This window comes from Salinibacterium sp. AL4.1 (genome assembly GCF_059767305.1).
In genome coordinates this window covers 1,548,322-1,571,415 of the sequence record NZ_JBSOQK010000001.1, presented here as the reverse complement: position 1 = coordinate 1,571,415, position 23,094 = coordinate 1,548,322, and the positions used below count along the sequence as shown (strand labels likewise).

Genomic DNA, 23,094 nt, shown 5'->3' with positions numbered 1-23,094 from the left:
TCTCGCCGTTAGGGTTGAGCTAATGGAGCATCCACCGACGCTGGGTTTTCGCGGCACCGTCGTGCACGGCGACAAGCGTGGCCGAGAATTGGGGTTCCCCACGGCGAACATTTCGATCGCTGACCACGGTGATCTTCCCGTCGATGGCGTGTACGCCTGCTGGGTCACTTTTCCGCCGGCGACCGAGCCTCACGGTGCGACCATCAGCATCGGTGACAACCCCACGTTCGACGACGTAACGGATCGCCGCGTCGAGGCGTTCATCCACGATTTCGATGGCGACCTGTACGACGCCGAGGTTGAGTTCACGGTGCACGCCTGGCTGCGCGGAATGTTCCGTTACGAGAGCCTCGACGAACTGATCGAGAAGACGGCGGCGGATGTCGCGGCGTCACGTATTGCTCTGACTCTGCCCGCGCAGCGCGCCTAACTTTCGCGGCTCTCCAGATTTGCTCATCTGAGCATGTGGCCGCCGGGTTTTGGTTAGTCTTAGGCCATGCTTCTCAGTGATCGCGACATCCGGGCCGAACTCGACTCTGGCCGTATCGGCCTCGACCCGCTCGATCTCGACATGGTGCAGCCTTCGAGTGTTGATGTGCGGCTCGACCGCTTCTTCCGGCTCTTCGATAACCACAAGTACCCCTTCATCGATCCCGCAGCAGATCAGCCCGACCTCACGCACCTGATGGAGGTGGATGCGGACAAGCCGTTCATCCTTCACCCCGGCGAATTCGTGCTCGGGTCCACTTTCGAGCTCGTCACGCTGCCCAATGATGTTGCGGCTCGACTGGAGGGCAAGAGCTCGCTCGGGCGCCTCGGCCTGCTCACACACTCAACGGCCGGCTTCGTAGACCCCGGCTTTTCGGGTCACGTCACTCTCGAACTCAGCAATGTGGCAACGCTGCCGATCAAGCTCTGGCCCGGCATGAAGATCGGGCAGCTCTGCTTCATCAAAACCACCTCGCCTGTGGAGTCGCCCTATGGCTCAGGCCAGTACGGTTCTCGCTACCAAGGGCAGCGTGGGCCTACGGCCAGCCGCAGCTTCCAGAACTTTCACCGCACCGACGTGCGGGCCAATGACGCGGGCTCGCTCGGGGGCTAAGTCTGCGCTGACCGCGCCGAAGTGAACGTTAGATCACGATCCGAATCGTGGTAGTTGTTTATTCCTCACTCTCACCTAATGTCATCTCATGAGCACATTCGGGGATTCGGGATCACGCACTGCACGACTGACCACGCGAAGGATTGTCGCTACAGCATCCGCAGTTGTGGTCGCTTTTGCGCTGGCTGGCTGTACGACGCCAGTTGACGAGAGCACGCCGTCGACTGCGCCGAGCAGTGCTCCGACGGAGAGCTCGGCGCCGGTTGCTGAGCCTCTCGTGATCCCTTCCTGTGACGACTTGATTCCCCTGAGTCAACTGGCCGAAGAGATGGGCGACACTACCGAGCTGTTGCGAGTAGAGAACACCGGGGAGTTCGAACTTGCGTGGCCGGCCCGCTACGAAGGCTTTGAAAATTTTTTGGCCGAGGTTCCGCTGAGTCAGCAGTGCACGTGGGCACCCCAGGGGAGCTTTGAAGTATTCGTGGGGCTGATGGTCGCCGATACCACCAACACTGACCTCGACGCGCTGCGTGCTCACATTCTGGATTCCGACTACGTCGAAATCGACAACGGCGAAATAGAGACGTATACCCGTCAGGTCGAAGGGTCATCGGCGGATCTCTTCCCCACCCATCTTCTGGTCGACGACCTGTGGATCCACGTCTCGTCTGATAGCCAAGAGCGGGCCCTGAGCTATGGCAACGGCGCTCTCGAGCAGATCAGCGCCGCTAACCCCACGCGCGGCTACTAGTCGAGTTGCTGGAGCTGCTCGAGTCGCTAAAGCTGCTCCAACTGCTCAAGCTGCTCAAGCTGCTCCAGCTGCCAGCCGAGCCACGGGCTAAACGCGAACGGCGTACCGGCCACGGCGGCGTGCAGCGATTGGGGATCAACCCACTCGAATTCGTCGACTTCGTCGGGGTTCGGGGCTGCGGCATCCGTCGTCACTGCGCGGTAGACGGGGCAGATCTCGTTCTCGACGATGCCCGAAGAATCGACGGCGCGGTAGCGAAAGTCGGGCAGCACGAGCTGCACGTCGCTGACGGTGATTCCGAGTTCATGCTGAGCGCGACGGATGATCGCCGCCGCCATGTCTTCGCCGGGAGCTGGATGCCCGCAGAACGAGTTCGTCCAGACGCCAGGCCAGGTGAGCTTGGAGAGGGCGCGACGCGTGACGAGCACTTTGCCGTCGGCGTTGTAGACGTGGCACGAGAAGGCGAGGTGCAGTGCTGTGTCCGTCGTGTGCACGAGTGCTTTATCGGCCACGCCGATGTGCTCTCCGGTATCGGAGAGAAGAACGACCTGCTCAGGGATTTCACTCATGTTCGCGATAGTCTGCCTAGGTGGAACGAAACGAAATGCCGCACCTCATGTGTCGGCCTGCACTCAGCCTAACTAATGTGACTGAGCATGCTGAAGGTGGGCGCGCGTGAGCTCACGCCTCAAGCTCTACGATCGAGTCGCTGAAGACGCGGCCAGCATCGTCATCCGCAGCTATTCCACGTCTTTTTCTGCTGCGTCCCGCCTGCTGGGCGTGGAGGTGCGGCAGCACGTGGAGAACATTTATGCGCTCGTTCGCGTTGCCGATGAAATCGTCGACGGCGGTGCCGAAGAAGCGGGGCTCGACCTTCTCGAAACATCGCGTGAACTGAACGAACTTGAGCGCGAAACTGAACTCGCCATCGAGCAGGGCTTCAGCGCGAATCTCATCGTGCACGCGTTCGCTTTAACCGCGCGCGAAGTCTCCTTCGGGGCAGAACTCACCGCGCCGTTCTTCGAGTCGATGCGCATGGATCTCAGTGCCAAAGAGCATGACCAAGAAAGCTTCGACCGCTACGTCTATGGCTCTGCCGAAGTCGTGGGGCTTATGTGCCTGTGCGCTTTCTTGCATGGTCATGAGGTCAGCGACGAGCAGCGAGCCAAGTTTGTTCACGGAGCGCGAGCGTTGGGCGCAGCCTTTCAAAAGGTCAACTTCTTGCGTGACTTGGCCGACGACTTTGAGACTCTCGGCCGCAGCTACTTTCCCGGCGTCGACGTCGCGTCGTTCACCGAAGCCGAGAAGATCCGGCTGCTCGACGATCTTGATGCCGATCTGCGGGATGCCGCCATCGGCGCCGAACTGCCAGCGAGCAGCAAGAAAGCTGTTGCGCTCGCACACTCTCTCTTTGCCCAACTCTCCACCCGCATCCGGGCAACCCCGGCCAGCGAATTGGTGAAGACCCGGGTGCGCGTTCCGAATGTTGTTAAAGTGCGGTTGGCTGCGGTCGCCGCGATGGGAGTGACCCCTCGACCATGAGTGACGTTGTTGTAATTGGTGGCGGTATTGCCGGGTTGGCGAGTGCGGCATTGCTCGCGAAAGAGGGCCACTCGGTCACGCTGCTTGAGGGGCGCCCCGAGGTGGGTGGCCGTGCGGGTTCGTGGGAACACGAGGGCTTCCGTTTCGACACGGGCCCGTCGTGGTACTTGATGCCCGAAGTCTTTGACCACTTCTACAAGCTCATGGGTACAAGCGCCGCCGAGCAACTCTCGCTGGTCACCCTTGACCCCGGTTACCGCGTGTACTTCGAGGGCGAGAAAGAGGCCCTCGACATCTCGACGGACCTCGAAGAGAACTTGGCGCTGTTCGAGAGCATCGAACCGGGTTCGGGTGCTCGCATGCGTAAGTACTTGGCCTCGGCCGAAGACACGTACGAGCTCGCCAAGAAGTACTTTCTGTACACGAGCTTTGCTGACCTGCGCACGAGTGCAACGAAGGAGGTGCTCGCGAAGGCGGCCCGCTTCATCCGGTTGCTCATTGAGCCGCTCTCCAAGCTCGTGGCCCGTACGGTGAAAGACGATCGCCTGCGCAAGGTTCTCGGCTACCCGGCTGTGTTCCTCGGATCATCGCCGTACCTCACTCCGAGCATGTACCACCTCATGAGCCACCTCGACCTGTCAGATGGCGTGCTCTATCCCATGGGCGGCTTCACCCGGGTGATCGAAAGCATCGCTGACATTGCGCGCACGGCGGGCGTCGACATCCGCACCAGTTCGAAGGTCACGCGCATCGTGACGGTCGATGGTGTTGCCACCGGCGTTGAATACACGGATGCCGCGGGCAAGTCCCACACGCTGTTGGCCGACACGGTGGTCTCGGCCGCCGATCTCCACCACACCGAAACCACCATGCTCGAGTCAAACGAGCAGACGTACCCGGCCGAGTACTGGGCCAAGAAAACTCCTGGCCCCAGCGCACTGCTGTTGTACTTGGGTGTCAAGGGCGAACTGCCTGAGCTCGAACACCACACGCTGCTGTTCATGAAGGACTGGCAAGAGGGTTTCGAGGCCATCTTCGGCCACGAGCCCAGCGTGCCCGAGCCGGCATCGCTCTACATCTGCAAGCCGAGTGGTGTTGACCCCAATGTGGCGCCCGAAGGCTACGAGAACGTGTTCGTGCTCGTGCCGATCCCGGCCGACCCCAGCATTGGTCACGGCGAGATCGACGGCGACGGTGACCCGCGAATCGAACAGCTCGCCGACAAGGTGATTGCTCAGATCAGTGACTGGACCGGCATCCCCGACCTCGCTGAGCGTGTGACCGTGCGTCGCACGATGGGCCCCGGCGACTTTGCCGATGACCTCAACGCGTGGCGCGGTACCGCCCTCGGGCCAGCCCACACGCTCAAGCAGAGCGCGTTCTTCCGCGCCGGCAACGTGAGCAAGAAGGTCAAGGGTCTCTACTACGTGGGTGGCTCGACGATCCCGGGTATCGGTCTGCCGATGTGTTTGATCAGTGCTGAAGTTCTCGTGAAGCGCCTGCGCGGCGACACCTCGGCCGGCCCGCTGGCCGAGCCGCTCATGCCCGTGGTTGCACCCCAGCCGAGGCCCTGACCGTGATCGTTCTTTACCTGCTCGCGCTTCTCATCTCGCTCACCGGCATGGTCGTTCTCGACCGCCGGTTTGGCTTGTTCTTTTGGCGAGACGCTCGTCGTGCCCGCATCGTGTTGCCCATTGGGGTGCTGTTCTTTCTCGTCTGGGACTTGTTCGGTGTCGGCCTCGGAATCTTCTTCCGCGGCGAAACCGAGTTCATGACCGGATTGTTAGTTGCCCCCGAGGTGCCGATCGAAGAAGTCTTCTTCCTCACCCTGCTCTGCTACCTGACGATGAACGTCTACGGGGCACTCACTCGCGAACGCTCGGTAACTACCGCGGGGAGCGCAGCATGACGTACTGGCTTCTCAACGCGGTGTTCTTGGCTCTCGTCGCGGCGCTCGTGGTTGCCGTTGTGGTGCGGCGGCGCTCGCCGCAGTGGCGCGCCGTTGCGATCACCATGGGCATCCTGCTCGTAATGACGGCCGTCTTCGATAACGTGATGATCTCCGTCGGCCTCGTCGGCTACAGCGCGGATGCCATCAGTGGCTCCTTCATCGGAGTCGCCCCGCTCGAAGACTTCGCCTACGCGGTCGCGGCCGTCGTAGCGCTGCCGTGCCTGTGGACGCTGCTGGGGTCGCGCAAGCCGGCCGTCAGCGGCTCAGCCAGCCCCGACATCCGCCCCGCTTCGAAGGATCGCCATGCTTAAGGATCTGTTTCTCTCGTCGCGCCCGCTGAGCTGGGTCAACACTGCCTTCCCTTTCGCGGCGGCGTACTACTTGACCACGGGCGCGATCGATCTCACGTTCGTGCTCGGCACCATCTTCTTCCTCGTGCCGTACAACCTGGCGATGTACGGCATCAACGACGTCTTTGACTACGAGTCCGACCTGCGCAACCCGCGCAAGGGCGGGGTTGAGGGCGCGCTTCTTGACCCGCGGATGCACCGGCCAACGCTCATCGCGGCCGCCGTCACGACCATCCCGTTCCTGATCTATCTCGCGATCGTCGGCAATCCACTCTCGTGGCTCGTGTTGCTGATCAGCATGTTTGCCGTCGTCGCCTACTCAGCCAAGGGCTTGCGCTTCAAGGAGCGCCCGTTCCTCGACTCGCTTACCTCGAGCACCCACTTCGTTTCGCCCGCCATTTATGCACTCGTGCTCGCGGGTGCCGTGTTTACACCGCAGCTCTGGGCTGTACTCGCCGCATTCTTCCTTTGGGGCATCGCCTCGCACGCCTTCGGCGCTGTGCAAGATGTGCTCGCCGACCGTGCTGCAGACATCTCGTCCATCGCCACGGTGATTGGGGCGCGGGCCACCACTCGCTTCGCCGTCATTGCGTATCTAGCCGGCGGCATCCTGCTGCTGTTCTCGGCGTGGCCGGGCCCGCTCGCTGCCATTCTCGTACTGCCGTATGCGGCGATGTGCGCGCCATTCTGGAACATCACGGATGCCACAGCCGAGTCGGCAAACCGTGGCTGGAAGAACTTCTTGGCCCTCAATTTCGTCACCGGATTCTTCGTGACGATGCTGCTCATCTGGTGGGTCTTCATCCGCTAGCAACTGGATATCGCAGCGCTGAAGCGCTAACCCCACACGTCACGGTGGCCCAGATATTCTTGGAGCGCCGCATCAGCATCCCGCGCCCTGAAGCCGGTGGCCTCAATCTTGGTGAGGTCGAGCACGCTATTGAGCGGTCGTGGAGCGCCCTGAGTTGTGGCGAAGTACTCGGCCGTTTCGATGCCCGTCACACGAGCTGCGTCGTGGCCGGTCAGTTCGAAGATCCGTTGAGCTATGGCGGCCCAGGATTGTGCCTCGCCCGCATTGGTCACGTTGTAGGTTCCAAACGCCGCGCGAGTTGAAATCAGATGGTGGATGCCCGCTGCAAGATCACTGGCAAAAGTGAGCCGCCCGACCTGGTCGTTGACCACGGACGGAGAGCTGCCGCGCTCGGCAAGGGACGCCATGGTGCGTACGAAGTTGGCTCCTTCGCCGATGACCCAACTGGTGCGCACGATGTAGTGCCGCGGCACGGTCGAGACGATGGCGTCTGCCGCTGCTTTCGTTTGCCCATAAACGTTAAGCGGTGACGCCGGCTCGGTCTCCGGATGTGGTGCGGTTGTGCCGTCGAAGACGTAGTCGCTGGAGATGTGGATGAGTGTCAGGCGATGCTCCGTCGCAATGCGAGCAAGGGCTGCAGTGGCGGCCACGTTGATGGCCCAGGCTGCGGCACGACCATGTGCCGCTTCTGCGGCATCCACTGCGGTGTAGGCGGCGGCATTGATCACGACGTCGTAGTCGGGCCAATGGATGTGGTCGAAGCATTCGCTGTCGCTGAGGTCGATGTGGTCACGAGTCGCAAACTCGGCTGTCGGTATCGTTTCGCGGAGTGCTGTGCCCAGCTGGCCTGCGGCTCCAAGCACCAGTGTTCTGCGAGGCGTGAGGGGGGTTACCGCCGTGAGCCGCGGATGCGCCCGGTCTTTGTCGCTGAGTTCGGCATCCTGCAGGGGGATCGGCCAGTCGATGGCAATGCTCTCGTCGGCAAGGTTGAGGAAGGTGTAGCTGGCGCTGGCGCTCCAGTGCTCGTTGACGAGGTAGCTATAGGCGGTGTCAGGCGCGAGTGTTTGGTACGCATTGCCGATGCCGCGGGGAATGTAGATGGCGCGTGCCGCGTCGAGCTCCGCGGTGAACACTGAGCCGAACGTGGGGCCAGCGCGGAGGTCGACCCACACTCCGAAAATGCGCCCCGTGGCAACCGACACGAGTTTGTCCCACGGTTCAGCGTGGATGCCACGAGTCGTACCGATGTCGCCGTTGAAGGAGATGTTGTGTTGCACTGGGCCAAAGTCGGGGAGCCCAGCAGCGGTCATCTTTTCGCGCTGCCAGTTCTCTTTGAACCAGCCACGATTGTCGGCGTGCAGCGGCAGCTCTAATAGCAGCAGTCCGGGGATAGGGGTTTCTGTAACGTGGGGCATCGCTACCGAGCCTGCGACAGATAGCGAGCCTCGGTGGCGGCCTTGTGTGGCTGCCACCACTCTTCGTTGTCGCGGTACCACTGCACGGTTGCCTCGATGCCGACCTCGAAGTTCGAGAATTTCGGCATCCATCCGAGTTCAGTGCGAAGCTTCGCGGAGTCGATGGCGTAGCGCACATCGTGCCCCGGGCGCTCCGCGACGTGATCGTAGGCATCCGTCGGATGGCCGAGAGCAGCAAGGATCAATTCCATGACTTCTCTATTGTTTTTCTCGCCGTCAGCCCCAATGAGATACGTCTCGCCGATGTGACCTCGCTCGAGAATCGTCAGCACGGCTGCGGAGTGATCGGCGGCGTGAATCCAATCCCGCACGTTGAGGCCGTCTCCATAAAGCTTGGGGCGCTCCCCGGTGAGCACATTGGTAATTTGCCGGGGAATGAACTTCTCAACGTGCTGGCGCGGGCCGTAGTTGTTGGAGCAGTTGCTGATGGTGGCCTGCACGCCAAATGACCGAACCCATGCGCGCACGAGAAGGTCTGACCCTGCTTTGGTCGATGAGTACGGGCTCGACGGGTTGTAGGGAGTTTCTTCGGTAAAGCGGCTGGGGTCGTCAAGCTTGAGATCGCCATACACCTCATCGGTAGAGACGTGGTGAAAACGTTTCTGGTGGCGTCGCACCGCTTCGAGCAGGATGTATGTGCCCACGATATTGGTATCGAGAAACGGCCGTGGGTCGTCGAGTGAGTTGTCATTGTGAGACTCGGCGGCGTAGTGCACCACGATGTCGGTTTCCGCGACGAGCACGTCGACCACCGAGGCGTCGGTAATGTCGCCCCGTACGAAGCTAAACCGTGCCGCATCAAGCCCGTCGAGCGACGCGATGTTGCCGGCATAGGTCAGGTTGTCGAGCACGGTGACGTAATGGTCGGTGTTCTCGAGAACGTGGTGGACGAAATTCGAGCCGATGAACCCAGCGCCTCCGGTAACAAGCATCCTGCTCATCTGGTCTACCTCCCACGTTCGAGTATTTCGAGCAAATACGAGCCGTATCCCGATTTGGCGAGGTGCTCGGCGCGATCACGAAGTTCGTCGTCTGACAGCAACCCTCGGCGCCACGCAACTTCTTCGGGACAGCCAATCTTGAGCCCCTGACGTCGAGAGATGGTGCGGACATAGTCACTGGCATCCGTCATCGAATCAAAGGTCCCGGTGTCGAGCCAGGCCGTTCCTCGCGGCAAAACTTCGACCTTGAGTTTTCCGGCGTTGAGGTAGGCGCTGTTCACGTCGGTGATTTCGTATTCGCCGCGAGCGGAAGGGGTGAGCCCGGCGGCGATGTCGAGCACGTCATTGTCGTAGAAGTAAAGCCCTGGCACGGCATAGTTGCTTCTCGGGTGCGCCGGCTTCTCGTCGAGGGAGACCGCGACAAACTGCGAATCGAATTCGACAACGCCATAGGCTTCGGGCTGCGCTACCCAGTAAGCGAAGATGGCCGCGCCGTCAATGTCGACAAAGCGACTGAGTTGAGAACCGAGGCCTGGTCCATAGAAGATGTTGTCGCCTAATACCAGCGCCACGGAATCATTGCCCACAAAATCGGCACCAATAACGAAGGCCTGAGCGAGTCCGCTCGGTTCGGGTTGAACGGCGAAAGTCAAAGAAATGCCGAACTGCGAGCCATCGCCGAGTAGTTTCATGAACTGCTCCGCGTCATGCGGGGTGGTGATGATCAGGATGTCGTTGATGCCGGCGAGCATCAGCGTGGACAGCGGGTAGTAAATCATCGGCTTGTCATAGATGGGCACGAGCTGTTTGGAAATGCTCAGCGTTATCGGGTGGAGCCGCGTCCCAGAGCCGCCTGCAAGGATTATTCCCTTCATGAACCCAGTATCCAGCGCTAGCCGGACATCGCCTAGCGCTTTCCCTGATTGGTCCGCTGCCCTACGAGCTCTGGTTACTGAGGTTTCTGGCCATGGTTTCGAGCACCGTGACTGTCGTGTTGTACTGCTCAGGCGTGACGCCTTCGGTCGCCTTCTGGCGGCCCTCGGCGATCACGACGGTGAGGCGGTCGACAACAACACGACCGCGCTCGGTGAGCTCGAAGAGTGAGCCGTCGGTTGTGAGCCAGTCACTCTCCACGAGCTCCTCGAGCGACTCTCGCGAGGTGGTGTGCGGGTCGGCCGAGCGCGGAGTCGTGGCGTTCTTCGGCATCAAGAAGGGTGCGATCTCGATATCGAGACGGTCGATGCCGGCGGGCCCTTTCGTGAGGACGACGAGCAGCTGCCACTGTCGGCGGGTGATGCCGTGTTCTTCGAGGGTGATGGCGAAGAGGTCATCGATGATCCGATCGACTACCTTGACCCAGTAACTGATGGGTTGTTTCGTGTCCATAAACCGACATTACTCCTGTTTTTAGTACACGAAGCCGAGTTCCTCGGGGTAGTCGCCGAGCGCCGTCAACTGCGTTGCGGCCTGCTGCAAGTGCGCCAGAGCAAGGCCGAGAGTGCGGGGACCAAAGCTGACCCGAGCAACCCCCAACTCGGCCAGACGCGTCAGCGGAATGTAGCCAGCCCCGCCGATCACCGAGATGGGCCCGTCAATCTGCTCGATCGCCTGAGCAACCATTCGCTCGTCAGCAAGTCCGAGTACAAAGATGCAATCGGCGCCTGCTGCGAGGTAGGAGTTCGCACGGGTGACCATCTCATCCCACTCGCCGCCGCCGGCGAGAACGTCGACGCGCGCGTTGATCGCGATGGGCACACCCGTCGCCTGCGCGGCCGCCCGAGCTGCGCCGACACGAGCGGTGGCATGCGCAAGGTCGAAGAGTGGAGCTTTGGCCGGGCCTGAGCTGTCTTCGATGTTCAGTCCGGATGCTCCCGCCGCGATCAATCGTTCGACATTGGCTTGCACACCGGCGGCATCCAAGGCGTAGCCCTTCTCGAAGTCGACGGAGACAGGAATCTCCACGGCCCGACAGATGATGGATGCGGCGTCGAGGGCTTGCTCCACCGTGAGGCCTTCGCCGTCGGCCACGCCGTGCGCGAAGCTCACCGCGTGGCTCGCTGTAGCGAGGGCGCGCACTCCGGGGGCTTCAGCAACGATGCGGGCGGTGATGGCATCCCACACGTTGGAGACGATGAGCGGCGTTCCGGGCACGTGAAGAGAGCGCAGCAGCTCGGCACGGGCGGCGGGCGAAAGCGGGGAGGTTTCAGTCATGACTCCAGCATCGTCCTCAGACGTGCTGGGCGCTAGTGAATTTCAGACGCGACCAGCACACTCTCCGCTGCGCGGGCGGTGAGAGGCCCTGGCTAGTCGATCACCGACTGCTTGGCCTTCACCGGCAGCATGAGCGCGAGACCTGCGAGCAGTACGATCACAATTCCGATGATGCCGAAGCGGGTGTCCCCAGTCATGGCCACGAAGAGCGTGAAGAGTCCGGGAGCTAGGAAGCTCACGGCGCGACCCGTGGTGGCGTAGAGGCCGAAGATTTCGCCTTCGCGGCCGACGGGGGTGATGCGCGCCAGGAAGCTGCGGCTTGCGGCCTGCACCGGACCAACGAAGAGGGTCAAGAAGAGTCCGGCGATCCAGAACCCGGTCTTGGCGTCGCCGACGAAGAGCACGGCGAGGCCGGCGAGTACGAGGCCAATCAGGGCGCCGATGATCACGTTCTTGGCCCCGAGTTTGTCGTCGAGCCATCCACCAATAAAGGTTCCGATGCCGGCCACAAGGTTGGCAGCCACCGCAAAGTAAATAACCTCGCTGGGGCTGAAGCCGAAGACCTGGGCTGCAATGATCGCCCCGAAAGTGAAGACGGCGGCGAGGCCGTCGCGGAACACCGCACTGGCGAGCAAGAACATCAGCACCTGCGGGCTCTTCTTGGCCAAAGTCTTGATGGTGCCAAAGAGCTTGGCGTAGCTGGCAAAGAAGCTCACGCGGTTTTCGCGGGCGCCAGCGGGGATCTCGGGAACCGAAATGAGAATGGGAATCGCGAAGATGGCAAACCACGCCGCCGAAGCAAGAATGGCGAAGCGGATGTCGAGAGCGCCACCGTCAGTACCGGATGGTGCGTCTAACAGGCCGCTGCCCGTTTCGCTTCCAAAGTCTTGAATGAAGAGAACGAGCAGGATGATCAGCAGAACGATGCCGCCGATGTAGCCCATGCCCCAGCCGAAGCCCGAAACGCGCCCGACGGTCTTGGGCGTGGAGACCTGCACGAGCATCGCGTTGTAGTTGACGCTGGCGAACTCGAAGAAGATGTTGCCCGCGGCGAGGAGTGCAGCGCCGAGGTAGATGTAGGACGGCACCGGCACGACGAAGAACATGGCACCCATGGCGACAACGACGAGGCCAGTGTTGATTGCGAGCCACAACTTACGGCGACCGGAGCCGTCGGAGCGCTGACCGAGGATCGGCGCCAAGATGGCGACGAGAAAGCCCGCAATCGTGAGTGCGCCGGAGATGACGGTGGTGTTGTTCGCGAGAGCGAGCACGAGGGCGGGGTTCTTTTCGTCGCCGCCCGCCGCGGCCACGATCTCGGGATCGACGAACAGCCCGCTCGCGAGGTAGGTGCTGAACACGAAAGTGGTGACAACGGCGTTGAACGCTGCGGAGCCCCAGTCCCACAGCGCCCAGGCCCGCACGCGGCTTTTGGGGATGGTGGCATCAGTGATGAGGCCCTGCCCGACGGTACCTATAGCGCGTGTGTTCGAGACGCGCGGAACAGCGGGGGTGCTGGGGGCGCCGTTGTCGCCAGTGTTGTCCGTCATGCGAACAGGCTAGTGGTGTGCGGTTAACAATGGGGGCTGCTGTCGCCGCAATCTGCGGGTGAAAGATTTTTTTTTCGAATTTCACGACCCTGCTCGCGCACGCAAAGAGACCCACATCCGCGCGTTTCTGGGGTTGTCAGCGCTTGAGGGGACAAATCGGGGGACATAGACCGAACGTTTCACCCGCCTACTAGGGCTACAGGCGGTTGCGGCGCCTGACGTACCGTGGTGCACGGTGTTACAAATCTGTCCCCCCTATGGAGGACTACCCGTCAACACCACAATCCCGACAAAACCCGAGTTATCTACGGCCTACACCCGAATCCAGGTAGGCCCTAGGTCAATTATTAAGGCCCTTACCCGTGAAGTTTTTGCTGCGCTCCCTGCTTGTTTCTGCCCTGATAGTCACCGGAATAACAGTTCCGGCTGCCGTCGCTACGGCGGCGGGCACCCCCGACGTTCAACTTGACCGTGAAGTCAGCGCTTCGACGCTCTACGGCAGCGACGTGTCGGTGACGCTCTCCGCGCAGCAAATCTCGGGTAGCAACGCCTACAACCTGACGTTCACTGACGTGCTGCCAGCGGGGGCAACACTCGTGGACTCCACCTATCCAGTGAGTGAAACCATCGCGCTCGCGGGCGGCGCGACCAAGCTCATCTGGAACAACGTGGCAGACCTCTCGTCGGGAGTCGTCGTGCCACTGACTTACTCGTTCTCTTACAACACAGCCACTTACGACGTCGGTGATAGCTTCACGAGCGAAGCTGAAGCGTTCGTGAACTCTGACCCACGCGTTTTGGTGAAGTTCGCAGCACTGACCGGTGATGTGATCGAGAGTTCCCGCACGGGTTGGGACGCTGCCGAGTCGACGACCACTCTCATCCCGTTCGTCCTCACCAAGGGCGAGCCGAGCACGGAATCCGAACTTCAGCGCGGTGTGCACGATAACAAGACGGTCTACACGCTCAGAATCACGAACAACAGCGTGAACGCGACCGACGACTTCTCCGTTACTGATTACCTCCCCGCCGGGCTTGAGTTCCTTGGCTGCACCAGCGAAGACAACAGCCTTGCGGGCACCGAGGAGTACCCCGGTTCCGGTCGCATCGACGACAGCCCGTTGCCCGCAGCGGTTGACTGCGCGGGCTTCGCGGCAGTGAGCGAGACGGTCACTGTTGACCCCGATGGCAGCGGATCGCTTCCCCTCGACGTTTACACCAAGGTTGACTGGAGCTCGCTCGGCACGATCGCCGCTGGCGCCACCATCGTCATCAAGTACGCCGCAGCCATCCCGCTGCGCGAAAACGTTGCCTCCACTGGTGAAGCCACCGCCAACCTCGACAACAACACGGGCGCGCTCACCGAAGATGAGCAGGTCCTCACCAACTATGCGGTCGCCGAGGGCAACTACGACGGAACTGTCTATTCAGACGATGACCGCGCCACAGTGACTGCTGAAGACGTTGCCATTCAGAAGTCGGTTGACCAGTCCGCTATTTCTCAGGGTGGGACGAGCATCTGGACCCTCGACTTCCAGGCGTCCGAGTACGCGCTGTCCACGAGCATCATTGAAGTAACCGACACGATTCCCGATGGTCTCGACTACGTCACCAGCTCACTGACTCCGGATTCTGTCGTGACCAACGCGGATGGAACGATCACGGTGACGTGGAACGCTGAAGCGTTCGCTGCTGCATCGGATGACGGAGCAATCACCGTAGAGACGCGTACGCGTGCCGACTACCGGGTTCGCAACGGTGGCGGACCCGTTAGCTCGAACGACTCGTGGACCAACACTGTTGATCTTGGTGCCACTGCCACGGTTATTACCGACAACGACGGTTCGACCTCGGAGCTTCCCGTGGTGGACGATTCAAGTGCTGGGCAGCAAGCTGAGGGCATCGAGATCGACAAGCGGGTTGCGGAACCGGCAGACATCGCGACCGACTGTGCTGCGGCATCCGGACTCGCGTTCAGTGACACCGTTACCGGGCCTTTTCACCCCGGCGACGTGGTGTGCTACGAACTGACGGTTACCTTCCCCGGAAGCCTTGACACCCTCGATAACAACGTCAACGACTTCTTGCCTGCTGGAGTCACGCTCCAGAGCTTCGAGTACACCGACTCCAGCACCATCGACGACAGCGACGGCGTCACCTTTGCCAATGTTGAAGGCGAGCCGCTTCTGTCGTGGAGTATCGGGGATGTTGACGCTGCGACGGTCTTCCAGGTGCTGGTGACCGCGAAGATCACCGACCCGGCGGCTGTTCAAAACGGCGACATCACCTCGAACATCATGAAGATGACCTACGAGAACACTGCTGGCGACGTCTTCCAGCTGCGCGATACGGCAGACACTCTCGTTGAGAAGCCTGTCGTCACACTCAGCAAGGGAATCACCCACCTCAACACCGTCGCGATCTCTGGCGCTCCCGTCAACTCCCTCACGGTTCAAGCAACTGACCGGGTGACGTACGCCGTGGTTGTCAGCAACTCGGGTAGCCAAGAAGCCTTAAACGTTTCGGTACGCGATGTGCTGCCGTCCCTCTTCAACTGCACGGATGACGTGTCTAACGTCAGCAACGCGGGAGTCTGCGCCTCGGGTGCCATCAACTGGACGATCGCGTCGATCGCTCCGGGTGCAAGCGCCACGGTGACCTACGACGTTGTCACGCCGGTTGATTCTTCGGCTGGCGATATTTTCTTGAACACCGCCGGCGTGCGCACCTACGAGGGCGAGACCAACACAGGTACGCCCCAGGTGTACGTCCCCGTCAATAACATCGACTCCTCTCTTGAGGCAGATGCCAACAGCATCGAAGCGAAAGACACGGCGAGCACCAACCTTCGTCGTCCCACCGTCGTGAAGTCGGCGACAACATCGATCACCGAATCGGGCAACAACGCGGCGAACCAGGCCACCGTCGGCGAGACGGTCACCTACACCGTGAAGACCACGATTCCTCAGGGCTCAACGGTGTACGTCAACCCGACCGTTACTGACGTTGTCAACAGTCGTTACGAGATCATCGGAACTCCCACGTTCACCGTCAACGGTGGAGCATCGCAGAACGCGACCGTCACGGGCCAGACCGTGCGTGCACTCATCGGCGCCAACTACGTCAATCTTGCTAACAGCGGGGATGACGATGTAATCCTGTCCATCACCGTTCGAGTTCTCGACGCCGCTAGTGTCACTCGCGGCACTGGCATCTCGAACGTCGCGACGCTGACGTGGGAGCGTGTCAACGGAACCGCTGACTCGCAGCGAAGCAACACGACGACCACGCGTGTCGTCGAGCCCGACATCAATCTCACCAAGAAGAGCAACGCTGTTTCGGGTCAGGTCGAAGCCGGCCAGATCGTGACGTACACGCTCGAGCTGCGTAACGCTAGCGGCACCTACGTGTCGACGGCGCACGACACGACCGTCGTTGACCACGTGCCGAACACTGTTCAGCCCGTCGATGCCAGCAACGTTCCTGTGACCTCTGACCAGATTCTGCCCGGCGGGGGAGTGTGGGATAACACCGCTCGCACCATCACCTTTACGGTCGCCTCGATCGCACCCGGTGCCGGCCCCGACCTGACGTACAAGGTTCGCGTCGTTGACCCGCTTCTGAGTGGTGCGACGATCGTCAACACGGTCGATGCCATTACGTCGTCGATTGCCGGTGGCAACCCCAACGAGCGCACGTCGCTCTCGCCGCTCGGAACCGAAGCCAACGGCTACCAGGCCAACGACGACCTCACGCTGCGCGCACCCGAGTTGGGCGTCAGCAAGTCGGCGACGCCGTCGTCACGCACGATCGGTGAGGTCATTACCTACACCGTCGACGTAACCATCCCCAAGGATGTCGTTGCCTACGACGCCACGATCATCGACACGATGCCCACCAACGTGCGCTTCGGTGAGTTCGTGAGCTCGACGTGCGATCAGGCTGGCTCGCCCTGTGCTGAGTCCGCTGCGCTGATCGGTTCGCCGACCACGACGGACCGCACCATTGGCTACTTCATCGGTGACATCGATCCCGCTGAGGCTGAAGTGCGCACCGTCACGATTACCTACACCGGGATCGTCACGACTGCTGCGGCATCCGGAAACACCCTGACCAACACGGTTCGTCCGTACTGGAACAACACCGACACGATCACGGGTTCGCCCACGACCGTTCCGGCACCGGGTGACTTCGACAAGGTGGGCACTCCGTCGACCGCGAACGTCTCGGTCATCGAACCGCGACTGACGATCGACAAGGATGTTGCTGGCCAGGTTGGCGACTCTGACACTCGTCGTGCCAAGCCGGGCGAAGAGCTCGAGTACACGATCGTCGTACGCAACGCGGGCAACTCGCCCGCCTACGACGTGACCGTCACTGACACCCCCGACTCTCGCGTCACCGACTTCACCTCCGCTGGTGTTGTTGGCGTGACCCCGACCGACGTCGACCCTTCAGACGGAACTCTCGGCTGGACGATCGCTGGCCCGATTGCGGCGGGCGCATCCGTGACGATCAAATACACCGTCACGATGCCGGTCGTCGACGAAACGAGCGAACTCGTTTCGGCGCGCGAAGTCATCAACACCGCTGACGTTCCTCACTACTTCGGTGTGGCCCCGAGCGCGCAGGTCTCCGGTATCGACTACAAGGACTACGACAACGTGACTCCGGATGTCGTGAGCGTCGAACTCGACCTCGCCTCCATCGGTGACTACGTCTGGTTCGACGTCAACAACGACGGTGTTCAGGATTCCACTGAGCCCGTTCTTGCGGGCGTCGGCGTCACGGTTGTCTACGCGGGAATTGACGGCATCTTCGGCAACACCGACGACGAGACCTTCACTCGCACGACCGACAGCAACGGCGAATACCTTGTCACCCAGCTGCCCGGTGGGTCATACCGCGTAACCGTGGATGCGTCCACGCTTCCCGCTGGAATGACTCCGAGCTACGACCTCGACGGCACCACCGCAACGCCCAACGGCGTGTGGCAGGGAACCCTCGCCGAGAACGACAAGAAGCGTGACGTCGACTTCGGTTACACGGGATCCGGCTCGATTGGCGACTTCATCTGGTTCGACCAGAACAAGGACGGCATTCAGGACTCCAACGAGCCCGGCCTGCCCGGCGCGACGGTCACGGTTGTGTTCGGCGGCCTCGATGGCGACCTCGCCACGACCGCTGACAACATCACCTACACGGCGTCGACGGATGCCGACGGCAAGTACCTTGTAGAGAACCTGCCTGCGGGCCCCTACACGGTGACGGTCAGTGACCTGCCTGCGGGGTACTCGGTTGTTTCCGACCCCAACGGCGGTACGAGCGCGACCTCGACGACGTCATTGACGGCCGGCCAGAACCGTGACGACCAAGACTTCGGCTACGCGGGCACCGCATCCATCGGTGACTACGTGTGGATCGACCGCAATGGCGATGGCGTTCAAGACGCCGACGAGCCCGGAATCTTCGGCGCAGAGGTTGAGCTGACGTGGTTCGGCGAAGACGGCGTGCTGGGCGGTGGTGACGACGGAGTCTTCACCACAACCACCGACGGCGACGGGCTCTACAGCTTCCCGAACCTGCTCCCGGGCAACTTCTCGGTAGCAGTGACCGGCGGCCTGCCCGCTGGCGCAACGAACAGCTACGACCGCGACGGCGACAACGACTCCGAAGCTCCCGTATCGCTCACCGTTGGTCAGGCAGTCACCGACGTTGACTTCGGCTACGACGTGACCTCCGTTATCGGAGACCGCGTCTGGTGGGACCGCAACAAGGATGGCGTGCAAGACAGCAACGAGCCCGGGTTGGCTGGCGTAAAGATTCTCGTCACCTACCTCGGCACCGATGGTGTTCTTGGTGGCACCGGCGCGGCTGGCGACCTCGAGTTCGAGGCCACGACGGACAGCAACGGCGACTGGACTATCACCGAGATCCCCGATGGCAACTACATCGTCGAGGTTGTCAGTGGTGTCCCGGCTGGCTTCAGCCCGACCTTCGACAACGACAGCGGAACGACGTCGCCCGACGAAGAGTCTGCGGTCACACTGGTCGGCTCTGACCTCATGCAGGACTTCGGCTACGCCGGAAACTCCAGCATCTCTGACACTGTGTGGCTCGACCTCAATAAGGATGGCGTCAAGGATGCTGGCGAGCCTGGCTTGCCCGGCGCCGAGGTCACTCTCGTGTGGTTCGGTCCGGATGGCGTAGCGGGTGGCGGCGATGACGTCACGTTCGTTGAAACCACCGACTCCAACGGTGAGTACCTCTTCGATGGTCTGCCCGAGGGCAACTACACCGCCACGGTTGACACGACGACCCTGCCTGCTGGCCTGACGCCGACGTTCGATGCGGATGCCGGACCCAACCAGCCGACGGCCGGGACGGCGGCATCCGGTGTTGGCCCCAACTCCACGACCGCCATTGCGCTGCCCGCAGCGACCGACCTCGACAACATCGACTTCGGTTACGTCGGCACGGGCAAGATTGGCGACACCGTCTGGCTCGACCAGAACGGTGACGGCATTGTTGACGCGACTGAGCCTGGCATCGCCGAGGTAGACGTCACGCTCACCTGGGCCGGCCTCGATGGCATCCTGGGCAATGAGGATGACGTTGAGTCGACAACGAAGACCGATGCCTCGGGCAACTACCTCTTCGAGGACCTGCCATCAGGGCTCTTCACTGTTGAACTGTCGGGACTGCCTGCAGGGCTGACCTCTACGGTTGACCCCGACGGGGGAGCTGATGACCAGTCCGAGCTAACGCTCGCTGGTGCTGAAGAGAACCTCGATCAGGACTTCGGCTACCGCGGTGACGCGGGAGTGGGCGACCTGCTGTGGCTCGACGTCAACAATGATGGCGTTCAGGACACCAACGAGCCCGGTCTTCCCGGAATCGTTATGACGGTGACAAGCCCCGGCTTCGATGGAATCTTCGGCAACGAAGACGACATCATCGTCACCACCACGACGGATGAGAACGGTAACTACCTCGTAGAGGGACTGCCGGCTGGCGAAGTGAAGGTCTCGTATGACCCCACAACGTTGACCGAGGGTTACGTGCCAAGCTCTGACCTTGACGGCGACGTGTTCTCCGAGACGACGGCAACGCTTGTCTCGGGTGAGACGCTCCTCGATGTCGACTTCATCGTGATCGGTAGCGCAACGCTCAACGGCATTGTGTTCGACGACCCGAACGGTAACGGCGTTCGCGACAGTGGCGACCGCGGCATCCCCAACGCTGAGTTGGATGTGGTGTGGGACGGCCCGAAGGGCCCCGTCACCGTGCGCGTCACGACCGACGCGAATGGTGCGTGGGAACTCACGAACCTTCCTGCCGGAACGTACACCGCAACGGTCGACCTCGCGTCGGTCGATGCCGAATACCGCCCGTCAACGGGTACTGCTTCAACGGTCGAGCTGCCCGCCTTTGGCGAGCGCTCGGTCATCCAGGGACTCACGACGTTGATGCTCGCCTTCACGGGTTCGAACATCGCGCTGGGAGGCCTGCTTGCTGGGCTGCTCTTGCTGAGCGGATTGCTGCTCCTCCTGCCTGCACGTCGGGTGCGTGGCGGAGGTAAGCGCGTCTTGGCTATCACTGAGTAGCCGCAGCTAGCGAAAGGCGCGACGAGCGTGCCGGGCGTCGGGCCCGGCACGCTCGTCGCGCCTTACTTCGTTTATCGAGGTGTTCGCACAGTGCCCCCGCCGCACCCGAACTCACGGAAATGCAGGGCACTCGGCGAAACCTTGAGTCACTCCCACTCAACTTTCAGCTAGGCAGCTTGACTCTCGACTCAAGCAGGAGCAAACTTGATACAGCGCGACTCAAGTTCGCAAACCCAAACGCTTAAAGGAGTAAGAGCACATGGCTCGAGCAGTAGGTATTGACCTCGGAACCACGAACTCCGTAGTTTCCGTTCTCGAAGGTGGAGAACCCACCGTCATCGCAAACGCCGAAGGAATGCGCACTACGCCTTCCGTCGTCGCATTCACTAAGGATGGCGAAGTCCTCGTTGGTGAAACCGCCAAGCGTCAGGCTGTCACTAACGTCGACCGCACCATTGCTTCCGTCAAGCGCCACATTGGTACAGGCTGGACCGTCGCAATCGACGACAAGAAGTACACCCCGCAGGAAATCTCCGCTCGTACGCTTGCCAAGCTCAAGCGCGACGCCGAGCAGTACCTGGGTGAAGACGTCACCGACGCAGTAATCACCGTTCCCGCTTACTTCAACGACGCTGAGCGTCAGGCAACGAAGGAAGCTGGTGAGATCGCGGGCCTCAACGTTCTGCGCATCATCAACGAGCCCACCGCTGCTGCACTCGCGTACGGCCTCGACAAGGGCAAGGAAGACGAGCTCATCCTGGTCTTCGACCTCGGTGGTGGAACGTTCGACGTTTCGCTGCTCGAAGTGGGCAAGGACGACGACTTCTCGACCATTCAGGTCAAGTCCACCTCGGGTGACAACCGCCTCGGTGGAGACGACTGGGATGCCCGCGTCGTTGACTACCTGATCCAGCGCTTCAAGGACTCGACCGGTGTTGACGTTTCTGGCGACAAGATCGCTAAGCAGCGCCTCAAGGAAGCCGCTGAGCAGGCGAAGAAGGAACTCTCCTCGCAGATGTCGGCAAGCATCCAGCTTCCGTACCTCTCGCTCACCGAGAACGGTCCAGCCAACCTCGACGAGACGCTCTCACGAGCCAAGTTCGAAGAGCTGACCGCCGACCTTCTCGACCGTGTTCAGAAGCCCTTCAACGACGTCATCAAGGAGGCAGGCGTCAAGCTTGCCGACGTATCGCACGTTGTTCTCGTGGGTGGATCGACTCGTATGCCCGCCGTTGTTGAGCTCGTCAAGAAGCTCACGGGTGGCAAGGAGCCCAACAAGGGCGTCAACCCCGACGAGGTCGTAGCTGTTGGTGCTGCACTACAGGCTGGTGTCTTGAAGGGTGAGCGCAAGGACGTTCTGCTCATCGACGTCACCCCGTTGAGCCTCGGTATCGAGACCAAGGGCGGAATGATGACCAAGCTCATCGACCGCAACACGGCTATCCCGACCAAGCGCAGCGAGACCTTCACCACGGCGGATGACAACCAGCCTTCCGTCTCGATTCAGGTCTTTCAGGGTGAGCGTGAGTTCACTCGCGACAACAAGAACCTCGGAACGTTCGAGCTCACCGGTATCGCACCGGCGCCTCGTGGCATCCCGCAGGTTGAGGTCACCTTCGACATCGACGCCAACGGCATCGTGCACGTGTCCGCCAAGGACAAGGGCACCGGCAAGGAGCAGTCGATGACGATCACGGGTGGCTCAAGCCTCTCGAAGGACGACATTGAGCGCATGGTTCGTGAGGGCGAAGAGCACGCTGCAGAAGACAAGGCTCGCCGCGAGGCAGCCGAGGTTCGCAACAACGCAGAGCAGCTCGCGTACTCGACCGGAAAGCTCATCACCGACAACGCTGAGAAGCTGCCAGAAGACGTGAAGACCGAGGTTCAGGCCGACGTTGACGCGCTCAACACGGCGCTTGCCGGCGACGACGAGGCCGAAGTAAAGACGGCCTTCGACAAGCTCACCGAAAGCCAGCAGAAGCTCGGCGAAGCAATCTACAAGCACCAGGAAGAAAACCCTGAGGCCGCTGCAGAGGGCGACGACGCACCCGCTAGTGAGAGCTCAGACGAAGACATCGTTGACGCCGAAGTTGTTGACGAAGACGAAGCTGACTCGGACAAGAAGTAAATGTCTGACAACAACCACGACCACGACGAAAACCAGGAGCCGGTGATCAACGACGAAAGTCAGAGTGATCCGGAAACCGGCGACGTCAGTGCGTCTGACTCGGCTGCCGCAGAGGAATCTGCGGCAGCCGAGGGGCAGCCCGCTGCAGAAGATGCTGCGGATGCTGCTTCGGACGCCGAGAAGGCTCCCGACGAGCTGAGCGAAGAAGACCAGCGTCTTCTCGAAGAAGCTAGCCGGGACCTCGTCGCCGAGATGCGTGAGCAGATGTTGCGTGCGCAGGCCGAGCTGGTTAACTTCCGTACTCGCGTAGAACGTGACCGCGTTGCTAACCGTGAAGCCGTGATCGCTGACGTCGTTCGTTCGATGTTGCCGGCGCTCGATGACCTCGATCGTGCGGACAAGCACGGCGACATCAGGGAGGGAACCCCCATCGCGCTCGTTGCCCAGAAGATCAACGCGAGCTTTGAGCGGTTTGGCCTGCGCAAGATCGGTGAAAAGGGCGAAGCCTTTGACCCCGCCTTCCACGAGGCCGTTGTTCACCTGAACGACCCCGAAGCAACGGAGAACACGATCGCTGACGTCATCGAGCCGGGCTACATTCTTGGTGAGCGCGTAGTGCGTGCCGCGAAGGTTGCTGTCTCTGGCCCCGCTGACTAGGGCCGGGGGTGGCGTGTA

At 61.4% G+C, this 23,094-nt stretch carries 18 protein-coding genes; 11 read left to right on the top strand and 7 right to left on the bottom strand.

Features of this window, described 5'->3' with window-relative positions; all coding sequences use genetic code 11:
* Positions 1 to 22: 22 nt before the first annotated feature.
* From ACWTV3_RS07605 to ACWTV3_RS07595, 3 genes are all read left to right on the top strand, one after another.
* Positions 23 to 430 (top strand): riboflavin kinase, encoded by a 408-nt coding sequence (locus tag ACWTV3_RS07605; protein WP_498477574.1) that lies wholly within the window; start codon positions 23 to 25, stop codon positions 428 to 430.
* A gap of 66 nt (positions 431 to 496) precedes the next feature.
* Positions 497 to 1,102 (top strand): dCTP deaminase, encoded by a 606-nt coding sequence (dcd, locus tag ACWTV3_RS07600; RefSeq protein ID WP_498477572.1) that lies wholly within the window; start codon positions 497 to 499, stop codon positions 1,100 to 1,102.
* Positions 1,103 to 1,190: 88 nt separating this feature from the next.
* Positions 1,191 to 1,853: a hypothetical protein gene (locus ACWTV3_RS07595; RefSeq protein WP_498477570.1), complete on the top strand. Its 663-nt coding sequence runs from the start codon at positions 1,191 to 1,193 to the stop codon at positions 1,851 to 1,853.
* 26 nt (positions 1,854 to 1,879) lie between these two features.
* Here ACWTV3_RS07595 and idi read toward each other — a convergent pair whose 3' ends face one another.
* Positions 1,880 to 2,422: an isopentenyl-diphosphate Delta-isomerase gene (idi, locus tag ACWTV3_RS07590; RefSeq protein WP_498477568.1), complete on the bottom strand. Its 543-nt coding sequence runs from the start codon at positions 2,420 to 2,422 to the stop codon at positions 1,880 to 1,882.
* A 106-nt stretch (positions 2,423 to 2,528) separates the two neighbouring features.
* Here idi and ACWTV3_RS07585 point away from each other — a divergent pair, with 106 nt between their 5' ends.
* The 5 genes from ACWTV3_RS07585 to ACWTV3_RS07565 are packed head-to-tail and all read left to right on the top strand — an operon-like array spanning position 2,529 to position 6,507.
* The gene (locus ACWTV3_RS07585; RefSeq protein ID WP_498477567.1) at positions 2,529 to 3,395 is read left to right on the top strand and encodes a phytoene/squalene synthase family protein; all 867 of its coding nucleotides are present in this window, start codon (positions 2,529 to 2,531) and stop codon (positions 3,393 to 3,395) included.
* Positions 3,392 to 4,969 (top strand): phytoene desaturase family protein, encoded by a 1,578-nt coding sequence (crtI, locus tag ACWTV3_RS07580; protein ID WP_498477566.1) that lies wholly within the window; start codon positions 3,392 to 3,394, stop codon positions 4,967 to 4,969. The genes ACWTV3_RS07585 and crtI overlap by 4 nt, the downstream gene beginning before the upstream one ends.
* 2 nt (positions 4,970 to 4,971) lie before the next feature.
* Entirely contained in the window at positions 4,972 to 5,304 is a 333-nt protein-coding gene (locus ACWTV3_RS07575) for a lycopene cyclase domain-containing protein (RefSeq protein WP_498477564.1), read from the top strand.
* Complete coding sequence (locus ACWTV3_RS07570; RefSeq protein ID WP_498477562.1) at positions 5,301 to 5,657, top strand: lycopene cyclase domain-containing protein; 357 nt, start codon at positions 5,301 to 5,303, stop codon at positions 5,655 to 5,657. The genes ACWTV3_RS07575 and ACWTV3_RS07570 overlap by 4 nt, the downstream gene beginning before the upstream one ends.
* Entirely contained in the window at positions 5,650 to 6,507 is an 858-nt protein-coding gene (locus ACWTV3_RS07565; protein ID WP_498477561.1) for a prenyltransferase, read from the top strand. Before ACWTV3_RS07570 ends, ACWTV3_RS07565 begins: the two co-directional genes overlap by 8 nt.
* Positions 6,508 to 6,533: 26 nt before the next feature.
* Here ACWTV3_RS07565 and ACWTV3_RS07560 read toward each other — a convergent pair whose 3' ends face one another.
* From ACWTV3_RS07560 to ACWTV3_RS07535, 6 genes are all read right to left on the bottom strand, one after another.
* Positions 6,534 to 7,922, bottom strand: coding sequence for a sugar nucleotide-binding protein (locus ACWTV3_RS07560; protein ID WP_498477560.1), 1,389 nt, complete (start codon positions 7,920 to 7,922; stop codon positions 6,534 to 6,536).
* A gap of 2 nt (positions 7,923 to 7,924) precedes the next feature.
* Positions 7,925 to 8,923 (bottom strand): dTDP-glucose 4,6-dehydratase, encoded by a 999-nt coding sequence (gene rfbB / locus ACWTV3_RS07555; protein ID WP_498477558.1) that lies wholly within the window; start codon positions 8,921 to 8,923, stop codon positions 7,925 to 7,927.
* A gap of 5 nt (positions 8,924 to 8,928) precedes the next feature.
* Positions 8,929 to 9,798: a glucose-1-phosphate thymidylyltransferase RfbA gene (rfbA, locus tag ACWTV3_RS07550; protein WP_498477557.1), complete on the bottom strand. Its 870-nt coding sequence runs from the start codon at positions 9,796 to 9,798 to the stop codon at positions 8,929 to 8,931.
* Between the two features lie 61 nt (positions 9,799 to 9,859).
* Entirely contained in the window at positions 9,860 to 10,309 is a 450-nt protein-coding gene (locus ACWTV3_RS07545) for a MarR family winged helix-turn-helix transcriptional regulator (protein ID WP_498477556.1), read from the bottom strand.
* Positions 10,310 to 10,330: 21 nt separating this feature from the next.
* Positions 10,331 to 11,134 carry an isocitrate lyase/PEP mutase family protein gene (locus ACWTV3_RS07540; RefSeq protein WP_498477555.1) on the bottom strand — a complete coding sequence of 268 codons (804 nt, stop codon included), beginning with the start codon at positions 11,132 to 11,134 and terminating at the stop codon, positions 10,331 to 10,333.
* Between the two features lie 92 nt (positions 11,135 to 11,226).
* On the bottom strand, positions 11,227 to 12,684 hold the full coding sequence (locus ACWTV3_RS07535) for an MFS transporter (protein ID WP_498477554.1): 1,458 nt from the start codon (positions 12,682 to 12,684) through the stop codon (positions 11,227 to 11,229).
* Positions 12,685 to 13,046: 362 nt separating this feature from the next.
* Between ACWTV3_RS07535 and ACWTV3_RS07530 the strand changes: the two genes are divergently transcribed.
* From ACWTV3_RS07530 to ACWTV3_RS07520, 3 genes are all read left to right on the top strand, one after another.
* Positions 13,047 to 20,291, top strand: a complete 7,245-nt coding sequence (locus ACWTV3_RS07530) for an SdrD B-like domain-containing protein (RefSeq protein ID WP_498477553.1) — start codon at positions 13,047 to 13,049, stop codon at positions 20,289 to 20,291.
* Positions 20,292 to 20,550: 259 nt separating this feature from the next.
* Complete coding sequence (gene dnaK / locus ACWTV3_RS07525; protein ID WP_498477552.1) at positions 20,551 to 22,419, top strand: molecular chaperone DnaK; 1,869 nt, start codon at positions 20,551 to 20,553, stop codon at positions 22,417 to 22,419.
* The gene (locus ACWTV3_RS07520) at positions 22,420 to 23,076 is read left to right on the top strand and encodes a nucleotide exchange factor GrpE (RefSeq protein WP_498477551.1); all 657 of its coding nucleotides are present in this window, start codon (positions 22,420 to 22,422) and stop codon (positions 23,074 to 23,076) included. It abuts the gene before it with no gap.
* The last annotated feature ends 18 nt before the right edge of the window (positions 23,077 to 23,094 follow it).